Annotated in this window: 9 protein-coding genes and 1 pseudogene; 6 read left to right on the top strand and 4 right to left on the bottom strand. The window is 61.8% G+C overall.

The window, feature by feature from the left end:
- Positions 1 to 43: 43 nt before the first annotated feature.
- Both AC1DYF_RS04470 and AC1DYF_RS04465 read left to right on the top strand, forming a co-directional pair.
- Entirely contained in the window at positions 44 to 952 is a 909-nt protein-coding gene (locus tag AC1DYF_RS04470) for a sugar kinase (RefSeq protein ID WP_477875476.1), read from the top strand.
- Between the two features lie 82 nt (positions 953 to 1,034).
- Positions 1,035 to 2,066, top strand: a complete 1,032-nt coding sequence (locus AC1DYF_RS04465; protein WP_477875475.1) for a glycosyltransferase family 4 protein — start codon at positions 1,035 to 1,037, stop codon at positions 2,064 to 2,066.
- Positions 2,067 to 2,137: 71 nt separating this feature from the next.
- On the opposite strand, the gene der is transcribed toward AC1DYF_RS04465, so the two are convergent.
- From der to AC1DYF_RS04445, 4 genes are all read right to left on the bottom strand, one after another.
- Entirely contained in the window at positions 2,138 to 3,565 is a 1,428-nt protein-coding gene (der, locus tag AC1DYF_RS04460) for a ribosome biogenesis GTPase Der (RefSeq protein ID WP_477875474.1), read from the bottom strand.
- Between the two features lie 34 nt (positions 3,566 to 3,599).
- Positions 3,600 to 4,277, bottom strand: coding sequence for a tetratricopeptide repeat protein (locus AC1DYF_RS04455; protein ID WP_477875662.1), 678 nt, complete (start codon positions 4,275 to 4,277; stop codon positions 3,600 to 3,602).
- A gap of 93 nt (positions 4,278 to 4,370) precedes the next feature.
- The gene (locus AC1DYF_RS04450; RefSeq protein WP_477875473.1) at positions 4,371 to 4,955 is read right to left on the bottom strand and encodes an NnrU family protein; all 585 of its coding nucleotides are present in this window, start codon (positions 4,953 to 4,955) and stop codon (positions 4,371 to 4,373) included.
- Between the two features lie 72 nt (positions 4,956 to 5,027).
- A complete protein-coding gene (locus AC1DYF_RS04445; RefSeq protein ID WP_477875472.1) occupies positions 5,028 to 8,795 on the bottom strand; it encodes a PAS domain-containing hybrid sensor histidine kinase/response regulator in 3,768 nt (1,255 codons plus the stop codon).
- Between the two features lie 252 nt (positions 8,796 to 9,047).
- Between AC1DYF_RS04445 and AC1DYF_RS04440 the strand changes: the two genes are divergently transcribed.
- From AC1DYF_RS04440 to AC1DYF_RS04425, 4 genes and pseudogenes are all read left to right on the top strand, one after another.
- Positions 9,048 to 10,634, top strand: coding sequence for a trimethylamine methyltransferase family protein (locus AC1DYF_RS04440; RefSeq protein ID WP_477875471.1), 1,587 nt, complete (start codon positions 9,048 to 9,050; stop codon positions 10,632 to 10,634).
- 65 nt (positions 10,635 to 10,699) lie between these two features.
- Positions 10,700 to 11,068 (top strand): GFA family protein, encoded by a 369-nt coding sequence (locus AC1DYF_RS04435; RefSeq protein WP_477875470.1) that lies wholly within the window; start codon positions 10,700 to 10,702, stop codon positions 11,066 to 11,068.
- Between the two features lie 72 nt (positions 11,069 to 11,140).
- Complete coding sequence (locus tag AC1DYF_RS04430) at positions 11,141 to 11,509, top strand: GFA family protein (RefSeq protein ID WP_477875661.1); 369 nt, start codon at positions 11,141 to 11,143, stop codon at positions 11,507 to 11,509.
- Positions 11,510 to 11,808: 299 nt separating this feature from the next.
- Positions 11,809 to 13,383: pseudogene (locus tag AC1DYF_RS04425) on the top strand (DEAD/DEAH box helicase); the annotation flags it as partial.
- Between the last annotated feature and the right edge of the window lie 427 nt (positions 13,384 to 13,810).

The raw sequence follows: 13,810 nt of genomic DNA, 5'->3' as shown, positions 1-13,810 counted from the left end.
CCGGCGAAACCGAATTGCCAGCCGTCTCGCCCCGGAGTTTTCCATGCCCGTTTTCCTGTCCATCGGCGAATGCATGATCGAGCTTGCCAGTCTCGGCGGTGATACGATGCGAAAAGGCTTTGCCGGCGACACGTTCAACACCGCCTGGTATGCGCATGCCTTCCTGTCGGAGGGCTGGAAAACGGCCTATTTCACCGCGTTGGGCGACGACCGGGCCTCCGGTGAAATGCTTGAATTCATGGCCGGCGCCGGCATCGACAGCGGCTATATCCGCCGCATTCCCGGCCTGAGCCCCGGCCTCTACATGATCCATCTCGACAAGGGCGAGCGCTCGTTCAGCTATTGGCGCAGCGCCTCTGCGGCCAAAAGTCTCGCCGACGACCGGATGGCGCTGACGAGGGCAATGGATGACGCTGAGATCATTTATTTCTCCGGCATCACGCTGGCAATCCTCGCGCCCGAAGCGCGCCAGACGCTGCTCTCTGTCGCCGCCGAACACAAGGCCAAAGGCAAGATCGTCGCCTTCGACCCGAACATCCGGCCGCGGCTCTGGGCCAGCAAGGAGGAGATGCTGGCCGCGATCTCCGACGGCGCCCGTGCCGCCTCGATCGTCATGCCCGGCTTCGACGACGAGGCCGTGCATTTCGGCGATGCCTCGGTCAAGGCGACGGCTCACCGCTATCGCGCACTCGGCGCCGGCACGGTCGTGGTCAAGGATGGCGCCAAGGGTGCCACGATCGCCACCGAAAGCGGGTTCACCCACGTCCCGGCCTTCCCGGTCATTGACGTCGTCGATACGACATCGGCCGGCGACAGCTTTAATGGCGGCTATCTCGCCCGGCTCGCAGCGGGCGATGCGCCCGAAGTCGCAGCGGCTTTTGCCGCGCGTGTCGCCGCCGCCGTCATTGGCCATCCCGGTGCGCTGATCGCCCGTGAAAATCTCGGCCTTTGACGTCATACGCCTGTAACAAAATCATTAGAAAAGCATCGCCAGACCGGCCCGCCAGCTGACTCGGGCCACGTTGCGGGGCGAGATGGCCAGAATTACGATTGTCACGGATGCGTGGCATCCGCAGGTGAATGGAGTCGTGCGCTCCCTCGAAAGCACGATCGACGAAATGCGTCGTCTCAACCACGAGATCATGCTGGTAACTCCGGACCGCTTCTATAACGTTCCGCTGCCCTCCTATCCCGAAATCCGCATCGCGCTGACACGCTACGGCACGGTGGAACGCGAAATCGACAAGTTCCAGCCTTCCTTCGTGCATATCGCCACCGAGGGGCCGCTTGGCTATTATGCACGCAAGTGGTGCCTGAAGCGGCGCATGCCGTTCTCGACCAGCTATCACACCCGTTTCCCGGAATATGTGTCCGCGCGCCTGCCGCTGCCGCAGAGCATGCTCTACGGCATCGTGCGCCGCTTCCACAATGCCGGCAATGTCTGCATGGTCGCAACCCAGAGCCTTGAGAGCGAACTGTCGAACCGCGGCTTCCGCAACCTGAAACGCTGGTCACGCGGCATCGATCACAGCCTTTATGCGCCGCAGCCGCTGATCGAACGGCCATTCGGCCTGCCCCGGCCGATTTTCATGCAGGTCGGGCGCGTCGCGGTCGAGAAGAACATTCCCGCTTTCTTCGATCTGCAACTGCCCGGCAGCAAGGTCATGGTCGGCGATGGTCCTGACCGCGAGAAGCTGCAAAAAGCCTATCCGGACGTGCATTTCACCGGCGCGAAGTTCGGCGAGGAACTGGCAGCGCACTATGCCCAGGCCGATGTCTTCGTCTTTCCGTCGAAGACCGACACGTTCGGCAATGTCATCCTGGAAGCGCTCGCCTGCGGCGTGCCGGTGGCCGCCTATCCGGTGACCGGCCCGGCCGACATTCTCGGCGGTCATGCCGACGCCGGCGCATTGCACGAAGACCTGCGGCAAGCCTGCCTGACGGCTCTCACCTGCTCGCGCATCGCTGCGCGCGAGCTGGCCGAGACCTTTACATGGGAAGCCGCCACCCATCAGTTCCTGAAAAACATCATGCTCGCCAATGGCGTGCAGATGGCGGCTGAATAGCGTTTTCTATCGTTCAAGCTTCGACAAGCGTTCTTGTCGGGCTATTCTGGCGACTGATCGCACCGCAAAGACTACCGATGCTTCTTCGCCTTGTGCTCGAACGGATTGACCGTCCCGCGGTAGGAAATCCGGATCGGCACGCCGATCAGCCCGAAATCATCGCGCAAGCCATTGATCAGATAGCGCGTATAGCTCTCCGGCAACGCTTCCGGCCGTGAGCAGGAAATGATGAAACCCGGCGGACGCGCCTTCACCTGTGTCATGTATTTGAGCTTGACCCGGCGGCCGGAGACGGCCGGTGGCGGATGGCCCTGGGTCTGGAATTCGAGCCAACGGTTGAGCTTGGCGGTGGAGACGCGCTTGTTCCAGATCTTGTCGGTGTCGACCACGGCCTGCATCAGCCGGTCGAGCCCCTCGCCAGTCTGGCCGGAAACGGTCACCGCGCGCACGCCGCGGATCTGCGGCAGCAGCCGGTCGGTCTTTTCGCGCAGATCGGCAAGCACCTTCTGCCGGTCCTCGATCAGGTCCCACTTGTTGAAGGCGAGCACCACGGCACGGCCTTCTCGGACAGCGAAATCGACGATATGCAGATCCTGCTTTTCGAAAGGAATGGTGGCGTCGAAGACGATGATCACCGTTTCGGCGAAACGCACGGCGCGCAGCGCATCGGCAACCGAAAGCTTCTCAAGCTTTTCCGTCACCTTGGCGCGACGGCGCATGCCGGCGGTATCGAACATTTTCACCGTGCGACCACGCCAGTCCCATTCAACGGAGATGGAGTCGCGGGTGATGCCGGCCTCCGGGCCGGTCAGCAGACGGTCCTCGCCGAGGAAACGGTTGATCAGCGTCGACTTGCCGGCATTCGGACGGCCGACGACGGCAATGCGCAGCGGCTTGGTCTCATCATAGACCGGCTCGATCTCTTCGCCATTCTCGTCGAGTTCCGGTTCGGGCGCCAGCGCCACGTTGGTTTCGGCGACGTCCTCGTCCTCGAAGGCCTTGTCTTCGCCGATCGCCGCGACGATCGCGTCGCGCAGGTCGAGCATGCCTTCACCGTGCTCGGCGGAGATCGGGCAAGGCTCGCCAAGCCCCAGCGAATAGGCATCGTAGAAGCCGGCATCGGAGCCGCGTGCTTCGGATTTGTTGGCGACCAGCACGACGGGCTTGCCGCGCCGCCGCAGCATTTCGCCGAGCGTGTTGTCGAGCGGCGTCAGCCCCATCTTGGCGTCGACAACGAAAAGCGAGAGGTCCGCTTCGTCGATCGCCGCTTCCGTCTGCGCCCGCATGCGGCCTTCGAGCGTATCCTCGTGCGCCTCTTCGAGGCCGGCGGTGTCGATGATGCGGAATTTCAGGTCGACGAGCTTGGCGTCGCCCGGCCGACGATCGCGGGTCACGCCCGGCGTGTCGTCGACGAGCGCCAGCTTCTTGCCGACCAGCCGGTTGAACAGCGTCGACTTGCCGACATTGGGGCGCCCGACAATAGCCACGGTAAAGGTCATGAAGCGCTCCGGGTCGTCAAAAGGGCTGCGGCCGTCAAGTGGTCGACAGCTTGCCGCTGGCTGTGATGAGGGCGAGCATGATGCGGGCACGCTGCGCGGCACCGTTCGGCGCCTCCGCATCGTCGACGATCAGTTGGAACCAGTCGCGCGCCTTGGCGTAGTCGCCAGCCTTCCAGGCGGCGAGGCCGAGCACTTCGCGAGCGCTGTGGCGCACAGCCGACGACGGCACGGCGAGTTCCTCGACCTGCTTGGCGACCTGGTCATAGTTGCCGGTATCGACCAGCAGCCAGGCCGCGCGCAACCGCGCGGCGTTGCGCACCGCGGTCGGAACGGCCTCATCGCCACCGAGGGCGGAGAAGTCGGAGACCGCCGCAGCGGTATCGCCCTTTTCGGCCTTCAACGCCGCCAGCCGCAGGCGGGCGAGCACCGGATAAGAGCCGAAACCGTCCTTGGTGAGCAGTTCCAGTTCCTTGGTCGCCTGATCCTTACGGTTCTGGTCGGCATCCTTGAGCGCCGAGAGGAACCGGTCGCCCGAGGCCGAAGCCTGCGAACCCTGCCACCACTGATAAAGCGAAGAGCCCGCCACGCCAAGCACGACGACGACGGCGGCGCCGATGATGATCGGCCCAAACCGCTTCCAGATGTTCTTCATCTGCTCGGAACGCAGTTCTTCGTTCACCTCGCGGATGAAGCTGTCATTGTCATTCATCATTGTCATGGCATGTTCCGTCGCAACGCGGGCACCGAGTGGAATTGCCGCTTCTACCCGATTTTGTGGTCAATGTAAGGGGGAAATCCCAGAATCTCACATGACCATGATCGGCAGCCCGATCAGCCATTGATGCAGCTTCCAGAAGAACAGTCCGTAAAGCATGACGCCGATGGCAATCGCCGCGAGGTCATAGGTCCAGGACTGATAGCGACGTTCGGCAATCTCGCCATTGCGGGCGCGGCGTTTGTAGGAAATCCGCATGATCACACCCCAAGCGAGGAAGGATGCAAACAGGATCACCTCGGCTGTCCCGCCATTGGCGAGCAGATGGGCAAATGCCCAGATCTTCACGCCCAACACCTGAGGATGCTTCGCATAGGTGCCGATATAGCCCGACGGCAGGAAGCCGGCGGCGAAGACGATGAATGCGATCAGCATCAGCAGCAGCGTGATATGGCGCAGGAAGATCGGCGGATCATAGAGCATGCCCGTCTCCTGACGGGCGATGCCAAAACCGTAGATCAAGAGACAGAGCGACAGAATGACCGCCACCGAATAGACGCCGCGATAGGGGCCATCGCCCAGGGCGGCGATCATGCGCAGGCGCATGCCAGGCGCCACGACCCGAACGAGATGGATGCCGAGAAAAAGAACCAGTCCGATGATGAAAAGCGCCATGCTGTGCCCCCTGCCGATCAGACCTGACTTCTATCGTGAAGCAGACTGGAATTCCAGCGGCGCCGCGATACCTCAGGCGAGATAGAGGGTGGCGCCCGGCGCATGAAAATCATGCGCGGCCCATTGGTGGATCTTCTGTTCCAACCGTTCAGGCGTGACCGGCTTGGCGATATGGTCATTCATGCCGGCCTCAATGCACTGGCCGGCGTCGCCTTCCTGTGAATGGCTGACAATCCCGACGATTGGCGTGTGCTGGCCGGTCATCGCCTCGATCGCCCGGATCATCCGCGTCGCCTCGAAACCGTCGAGCACCGGCATGCGGGTATCCATGAGTATGATCGCCGGCGTTGCGCGCTGCCAGGCGCTGACCGCCGCCTCGCCATTATTGACCAATAGATAGGGCATCCCGGCGGTTTCCAGGATCTGCGAGAAGAAGATCTGGTTGACCTCGTTATCCTCGGCGAGCAGCACATAGGGCCGGTCGGCAATTGCCGCCTTGCCCGGCCGCGATGCTGGTGCTTCGGCCGATGCCACAGCCGGCTCGCGTTCCATCACGTCGCTCATCGCCTGCAACGGCAGGCTGACGACAGTCTGCTTTGGCAGTGCGGCATCGGCGCGGGCCGAGCGGATGACGTCGACCAAAGTGTTCCTGAGCAAATGGATGCGAATTGGCTTGGCGAGATAGGCCTCGATCCGGATACCGGCGACCGTCTTCTCGCAGGCCGCTATGTCCTGCGCGGTCATCAGGATGACGGCGATCGCCTCGAAGCGCGGGTCATTGCGGATGCGATGCGCCATCTCGGCACCGGACACATGCGGCATCTGGCAATCGATCACCAGAGCGTCGACCTGCACGCCATTGGCAGCAGCCTCATCGAGAATGGAGAGCGCCGTCGCCGCATCGGCGGCGCCCACGCATTCGAAACCCCACTCGCCGGCATGGCTGATCAGATGCTCACGCGCGATCGTGTGATCGTCGACGAAGAGCACGCGGGCACCTTCCAAATTCGCCGGCAGCGATCTCGGCCGGCTGTGTTCGGCGGCGACCTGGACCGGAATCGTAAAGGTGAAGATGGAGCCCCTGCCTTCGGAACTGTGCACTGAAATGGCGCCGCCCTGGATGGCCGCAAGCCGCTGCGCGATCGCCAGGCCCAGTCCCGACCCTTCCCGGCGATTGCCCGACATTTCCAGTTGCGAGAATTTTTCGAAGATCGATTTCAGTTTCTCCGCCGGGATACCAACGCCTGTGTCCTCGACCACCACAGTGAGGATAGCCTGGCCCGCCTGATCGAGGGTCGCACCGATGCTGACGGAGATAAAACCCTGTTCGGTGAATTTCACCGCATTGCCGATCAGGTTGGTGAGGATCTGCCGGAAGCGGCCTGCATCTCCCATGATCATGTCGGGGGTGTCGCCGGAGCGCTTAACCAAAAGCTCGACATCCTTCTCGGATGCCTTCGGCGCGTAGAGCGAGGCGACATCCTCCAGCGCCTCGGCAGGATCGAACGGCGCATAACGAAGCTGCATGTGCCCGGCATCGAGCTTGGAAAAGTCGAGGATGTCGTTGATGATGGTGAGCAGCGCATGCCCCGACTTCATGATGATTTCGAGGAAGGCCTTCTGTCTCGTGTCGAGTTGCGACTTCGCCAGCAATTCGGCCATGCCGAGAATGCCGTTCATCGGCGTGCGGATTTCCAGGCTCATATTGGCGAGGAATTCCGATTTCGCCCGGTCGGCCGCCTCTGCCCGGGCAATCAGCCGCTTGAGTTCGGCCTCACGGCGCATCGTCGTCGTCTGGTCGCTGCAGAGAATGACGCTCTGGCCGTCCTCGCGCGTGCGCATTTCGAGATGCACCCAGCGTTCGTCGTTGAGCGGGAAATTATAGGAGACGTCCTTCCTTGCCGCTATCGCCTCGCGGAAGCGGGCAACGCCGTCGGCGATCGTCGGCTCGTCATTCTGCACGTTCTGCAGCGACGTGGCGCGGAAAACATCTTCCCAGCGGCCACCTGAAACGAGAAGCTCGATCGGAACGTTGAGGACATTGGCAAGGCCGGGATTGGCAAAGACGATGTCCTCGCCTTCAATCACCATCAGGCCTTCCGGCATGGTGTCGGTGGCGCTGCGCACGAGGCGATGGGCACGATCGGCCATCTCCCGTGTCTTCGCGACCTCGACGTCGCGCCTGCGGAGTTCGGTCACGTCTACGTAGCACAGCAAGAACTTGCCGCCGGAAAGCTGGATGCCCGAATAGAGTGTCACGGTACCGTCAGGAGAAACGACCTCCCGCGCCAGGACGGTCCCGGAGCGGATTTCATCCAAGCGGCTCCGGCAATAGCTCTCGAGTTCCTCGAATCCCATGGGCTGGTTGTCCGCGTGACGATAATAATTCGTCAGGAGGTCCGCGAAGGAGCGCCCGACGAGGTCGCCGTCCCAATGCTCTTCATTCCTGCCCCATATCTGCTTGCGATAGGCTTCATTGACCAGCAGAATGTTCAAATCCTTGTCGAGTACGATCAACCCGACATCGACGCTCGACACGATGTTCTCGAAATCCTGGCGAACGGCTTCGGCCTTGCTGTTGGCCTCCTGCAACAGGATTTCGCGCTGCCGGATCGGCGATATATCCGTCAACGTGCCCACGACATAGGGCGTGTTGTTTTCGGTGATCAGGCGGCCGGTCTTGACGATCGTTCTGATGATCCGGCCGCCCGCAACCGGTGTCTCCTCTTCCCGCTCATATTCCTTGCCATTGACCAGCGTGTTGTTATTGGCCAGCCACACCTCCTCGGCATAATCGCCTAGCAATTCAGCCTCGGTCGTGCCGATCAACTGGTCGAACGAGCGGCCGAACAGATTGACATAGGCTCGGTTGATGAAGGCTAGTATTTGGTCGGGTCCGCGCGCAAAGGCTGCGACCGGCAACCGGTCGAGAAGTTCGCGATACAGGCTCGCTTCCTCGATACGCTGCTTGAGCAGATTCTCCTGGCGTTTGAAGTCCGTGACATCGACGCGCAGGCCGATGAATGTGCCGTCCGGAAGGCGCCGGTTGATGCACTGAACCCACCTGCCATCGGAGAGCGGCATGAGATCGACGCTATGCGGCAGTCGCTGGGCTTCGATCCGTTCATCGACCCATCGGTCCCAGGTCTGGCCATTTATCTCAGCATCATCTGGGTGGGCACGGCGCCAATCCTCGGCAAGCCTTGTCAGGACGTCGCGCAGCGACATGCCCAACTGAAGCTCGCCGATCAGCGGCACATAGAATTCCCGAAGCTTCTCATTGAAATAAATGAGCCTGTCATTTTCGTCATAGATGCAGACACCGACGACCAGGCTCTCGATGAGATGTTCGGCCAGCTCGCCGCTCATTTTGCTCGCGCCATTCATCCTGTTCGACGATATGGCTGCGGGCTTGCCGTTGCCGGCCTCCGCCCGCTCGGTTAAGCGCATGGCCTCGCGCGGCAGGCCGGGACCCTGGCCGTCAGGCATGCGCATCTCACCAAAGATGCAATAGAGAAATGTCTGGCCGTCTGAGAGCGTGAAGCGCTCCATCTCGACCCGGAAACGGCCCTTGCCGAACGGGTCGACGAAACCGGTCTTCTGGTCCTCGCCAAACACCAGGCAGGCGCGCTCCTTGTCCTCGATATCGAGCAGGGCTTCGAGTTCCGTGCTTTCGCCGGTCGTACCGATCAGGTCGGAAGGCTGGAGATTGAAGAGCTGGGCAAAGGCGTCATTGACTGCGACATAGACCAGTTCGCTGTTCTTGATGAAGGCAGGCATGCTGAGATCGGAAATTCGATCGCAGATCTTATCCAGCAAAGGATCGCGGTAGTAAATCAAGAAACTCTCCCGCAATGCAGGCGCGCGTGGTCGGTCTACCGAACTTAGCATTGCTCACTTAACCAGCGGTTAACCATACAAAGCTTGCTCGAAAATAGCTCAGAGCCGCGAATCCGAGGTTGACGCAGGCAGGATAGAACCTTGTCTTTTCGCGGCAATGATTTTAGCTCGTGTGTCGCTTTTGATCGGCCTGGACAAATGCCGATTTTGCTATGATTATGTCTATACAAATCGAGATCAGGCGAGCAGCAGATGAGCACTGAGGGTACACAGGCCGCGACCATCCATGAAGAGAATGTTGGCGATGGCGGCCGTCGCCGCCGCTCGGGCGGTCGTGGCGCCGAGCGCGTGCGCAAGGCGGGTGGCTCCTCCTACGTCAACCTCACCAATAGCCGCCCGAAGACAGAATTGCTCTCCGCCGACCAGATCGAGGCGATCCACAATGCCTCTCTGACCGTGCTCGAAGAGATCGGCATGGACATCATGTTGCCGGAAGCCCGCGACCGTATGAAGGCCGCCGGCGCCGATGTCACGCCCGGCAAGGAGCGCGTCCGCTTCGACCGTGGCCTGATCATGGAAATGATCGCCTCGGTGCCGAAGCAGTTCACCCTGCACTCGCGCAACCCGGCTCGCAATATCGAGATGGGCGGCAACAATCTCGCCTTCGCCTCGGTCGCCTCAGCCCCCTTCGTCTCCGACCTGCAGGGCGGACGCCGCACCGGCAACCAGAAGGACTATCGCGACCTGCTGCGCCTGTCGCAGGCCTATGATGTCATTCACGCCACCGGGGGTTATCCGGTCGAGCCGGTCGACATTCACGCCTCCGTGCGCCATCTCGACTGCATCTCTGACCTGATCAAACTGACGGACAAGCCGTTCCACGCCTATTCGCTGGGTAAGCAACGCAACACCGACGCCATCGAAATGGCCCGCATCGGCCGCGGCATCAGCATGGAGCAGATGGAACGCGAACCGTCGCTGTTCACCATTATCAATTCTTCTTCGCCGCTGCGCCTCGACGGCCCGATGCTGCAGGGCATTATCGAAATGTCCTCGACAGGCCAGGCCGTCATCCTCACACCCTTCACGCTGGCCGGCGCCATGGCTCCGGTGACCGTGGCAGGCGCGCTGGTGCAGCAGAATGCCGAGGCGCTCTGCGGCATCGCCTTCACCCAGATGGTGCGCAAGGGCGCGCCGGCCGGCTATGGCGGCTTCACCTCCAATGTCGACATGAAGACCGGCGCCCCGGCCTTCGGTACGCCGGAATATATGAAAGCGGTGATCGCCGGCGGCCAACTCGCCCGCCGCTACGGCTTCCCCTACCGCACCTCCAACACCAATGCCGCCAACACGGTCGATGCCCAGGCGGCCTATGAATCCGTCTTCTCGCTCTGGGGCGTGATCGAAGGCGGCGGCAATTTCATCATGCATTCGGCCGGCTGGACCGAAGGCGGCCTGACTGCCTCTTTCGAAAAATTCATCCTCGACATCGACCTCTTGCAGATGATTGCCGAGTTCCTCCGCCCGCTCGACGTCTCCGACGATGCGCTGGCGCTGGACGCCATCCGCGACGTTGGCCCCGGCGGCCATTTCTTCGGCACGGCGCACACGCTGGCGCGCTACGAGAACGCTTTCTATTCGCCGATCATCTCCGACTGGCGCAACAATGAGACCTGGGTCGAAGCCGGCAGCCCGACCGCCTTCGAACGCGCCAACAAGGTCTATAAGGAAACGCTTGCCCATTACGAGCGCCCGCCGATCGATCCCGCGGTTGAGGAAGAACTCGACGCCTTCGTCGCCAAGCGCAAAGCTGAAGGTGGCGTGCCGACCGACTTCTGATCGCCACTGCCAGTTTTTGTCACCATCTGGCGCTATGGTTACATCAGCCATAGAGGAGAGACGTGATGAGACTGAGAGGCAGTTGCCATTGCGGCGCGACGCGATTCGAAGTCACCGAAGTGCCGCGAACCCTGACCCGCTGCACCTGCAGCATCTGCACAAAGCGCGGAACGCTCTGGGCGTACTATACGCCGGAGCAGTTCTCCCTGCTGACGCCGACGGAAAATTCGGCCCCCGACCGCCGGCGAACGGAGGCCATCCGGCTCAACTCGTGCCCGAAATGTGGCTGCGGCGCTTATACCGAGATGCCGGACTGGGTGGACGGCGAGCCGGATTTCGACCATCCGCGGATTGCGGTCAATGCGCGGCTTTTCGATGCTTTCGACATTGATCGCGTGCCGGTCACCGTTATTGATGGCAAGAGCCTGTGGTAAGTTGATTTGAGCGCCGGATGATCGAGCCGGCGGTCAGAAGACTGCATTGCACGAAATAACATGGAGGCTGGTATAATGCTCAAGGGAAGCTGCCATTGCGGCGCCACCAAGTTCGAAGTCACGGAAGCGCCCTCCTCTGTGACCCGCTGCACCTGCAGCATCTGCTCCAAGCGCGGCGCGCTCTGGGCTTATTATCCAACCGATCAGTTCAACCTTCTGACCTCACGCGACGAGGTCGTCACCTATCGTTGGCAGACCAAGCTCGTCGCCCATAACTTCTGCCCGAACTGCGGCTGCACGACCTTTACCGAGTCGCCGGATTGGTCTACCGGCGAGCCGAACTTCGAAAACCTGCGGGTTGCGGTCAACGCCCGCATCTTCGACGATTTCGACCTCGACGCGGTGCCGGTCACCGTCATCGACGGCAAGAATCTCTGGTAAGGTTTATTTCGCAACTGCGAACAGAGCCCCTTGACTTTTCAAGGCAAATAAACGACATGAGCGGCAGCTTTCCCCTCGAAGGGCGCCGCGTGAGCTGCCCGTGCGATGATGGACGTCGCCAGTTGAAGAGGTCGAAGCGCGGTTTGTGAGCACCCTTATACAGAGTGCGAATGCGCCGGAAAGCTTAATCCAGAAACATGCAAGTTCCCATTTCACGCGGGGTTCTTGGGCCAGACGAACCGGAAGGCAATGATGCTCTTCCGGCGGACCCGTTTGGCACCCCGAAAGGTAGTCCAATAGTGACCAGCTTTGAAACGCTCGGCCTCTCTCAATATCTGTTGAACACGCTCTCAGCCAATAGCTTCGAGACGCCAACCCCCATCCAGGCGCAAGCCATCCCGCATCTCCTCGAAGGCCGCGACCTGATCGGTCTCGCCCAGACCGGCACCGGCAAGACACTCGGCTTCGGCCTGCCGATCATCGCCCGCCTGATCAAGGAAGGCGCGAGCCCCGATCCGAAATCCTGCCGCGCCCTTATCCTTGCCCCTACCCGCGAACTGGTAAACCAGATCGCTGAAAGCCTGAAGGTCTTCACGCGCAAATCGCCGCTCAAGATCACCACAGTGGTGGGTGGGGCGTCGATCAATGTCCAGTCGAAAATACTCGAAAAGGGCATCGACATCCTCGTCGCCACGCCGGGTCGCCTGCTCGACCTCTGCGACCGCAGGGCACTCAACCTCACCGCCACCCGTTATCTCGTGCTCGATGAGGCCGACCAGATGCTCGACCTCGGCTTCATTCACGACCTGAAGAAGATCGTGAAAATGGTGCCGAAGCGTCGCCAGACCATGCTCTTCTCCGCCACCATGCCGCAGGCGATCGCCGAACTGGCTCAGGATTACCTGACCGATCCGGTCGAAGTCGCCGTCACCCCCCCGGGCAAGACCGCCGACAAGGTCGAGCAGCGCGTCCACTTCGTGCTCGGCCGCGACCACAAGTCGCAACTCCTCAAGGACGAGCTCAAGAAGAATGCCGACGGCCTGTCGCTGGTGTTCTGCAAGACCAAGCATGGCGCCGAGAAACTGATGAAGCATCTCGACCACACCGGCCTCAACGTCGCCTCCATCCACGGCAACAAGAGCCAGGGTCAGCGCGACCGCGCGCTCAAAGGTTTCCGTGACGGTGATATCCAAATCCTCGTCGCGACCGACGTCGCCGCGCGCGGCATCGACGTTCCCGGTATCAGCTATGTCTATAACTACGACCTGCCGCACGTGCCGGACACCTATGTCCACCGCATCGGCCGCACCGCCCGCGCCGGCCGCGACGGTGTCGCCATCGCCTTCTGCGGTCCTGAGGATATCAAGCTGCTCTATGACATCGAGAAGCTTTTGGGCATGCCGATCCCCGTGGCCTCCGGCGAACGGCCGGGTTGGCAGGGCAAGCAGAAAGCCGTCGGCGGCGAAGGCCATCGCGGCCGTCGTCCCGACAGCCGCGGCCCGCGCGAAGAGCGCGAGCAACAGCAACAGCGCGTCGCCGACAAGCAGGAAAACGTGCGCCAGGAACAGGAAAATCGCCAACGCGGCGAAGACCGACGCCCACGCCTGCAATCGAGCTTTGCCGAGGTCGAGGAATTGTCCGGCGGCGAGTTCCGGCCGGTTCGCAGTGAGCGCCGTGATGACGAACGGCGAGACCACCGCGGCAATGGCGGCCAACGTCATCAGCACCAGGGCAATCGTCCCGCACGCGGCGAACAGCAGCCTCGTGGCGAACGGCCCGCACGTGGCCCGCGTCCCGAGCATACCGATCGTCCGGCGCATGCCCAGGCCGAACGCACCGCCCGTCCGGATCATTCCTTGCAAGCCGATCGCCCGGCGCGCGGCGAAGAGCGGCCACGTGGCGATCGTCCGCAACGCAATGACCGTCCGGCCCATGCCGACCATCGCGGCAACCGTAACCATGCCGACGCCAAGCGAAACGATGCAAACCGCCATTCGCCCGCGCGTCACGCAGGCTTTGCCGACGACCGCAATCTGGGCGGGGAAAGCTCGGCCGAAGCACGCCCGGCCCGTAAGCCGAATGCGAACGGCCAGCCGAATGCCAATGCGCGCCCCGCCAGCGGCAATAAGCCGTTCCACGGCGGCAATCGCAACGACAACCGTTCCGGCGGCAATGGCGGCCAGCGCCGCGCCGCCCGAAAGGGCTGATCGGCCCGACCGTGCCCGACTGAATGTTGCGACCCGGATCAATCCGGCCTGACGCCTCAAAAAAACCCGGAAGCTTGCTTCTGGGTTTTTCGTT

The organism is Rhizobium sp. P2_G9 (assembly GCF_056403475.1).
Note: the sequence above shows the minus strand (reverse complement) of the source record. Positions and strands in the feature narration are given on the sequence as shown.

Excerpts from the sequence above, each read along its gene's own strand:
- AC1DYF_RS04455 (WP_477875662.1), bottom strand. The coding sequence starts at position 4,277 with ATGATGAATGACAATGACAGCTTCATCCGCGAGGTGAACGAAGAACTG.
- der (WP_477875474.1), bottom strand. The coding sequence starts at position 3,565 with ATGACCTTTACCGTGGCTATTGTCGGGCGCCCCAATGTCGGCAAGTCG.
- AC1DYF_RS04470 (WP_477875476.1), top strand. The coding sequence starts at position 44 with ATGCCCGTTTTCCTGTCCATCGGCGAATGCATGATCGAGCTTGCCAGT.
- AC1DYF_RS04465 (WP_477875475.1), top strand. The coding sequence starts at position 1,035 with ATGGCCAGAATTACGATTGTCACGGATGCGTGGCATCCGCAGGTGAAT.
- AC1DYF_RS04450 (WP_477875473.1), bottom strand. The coding sequence starts at position 4,955 with ATGGCGCTTTTCATCATCGGACTGGTTCTTTTTCTCGGCATCCATCTC.
- AC1DYF_RS04435 (WP_477875470.1), top strand. The coding sequence starts at position 10,700 with ATGAGACTGAGAGGCAGTTGCCATTGCGGCGCGACGCGATTCGAAGTC.
- AC1DYF_RS04440 (WP_477875471.1), top strand. The coding sequence starts at position 9,048 with ATGAGCACTGAGGGTACACAGGCCGCGACCATCCATGAAGAGAATGTT.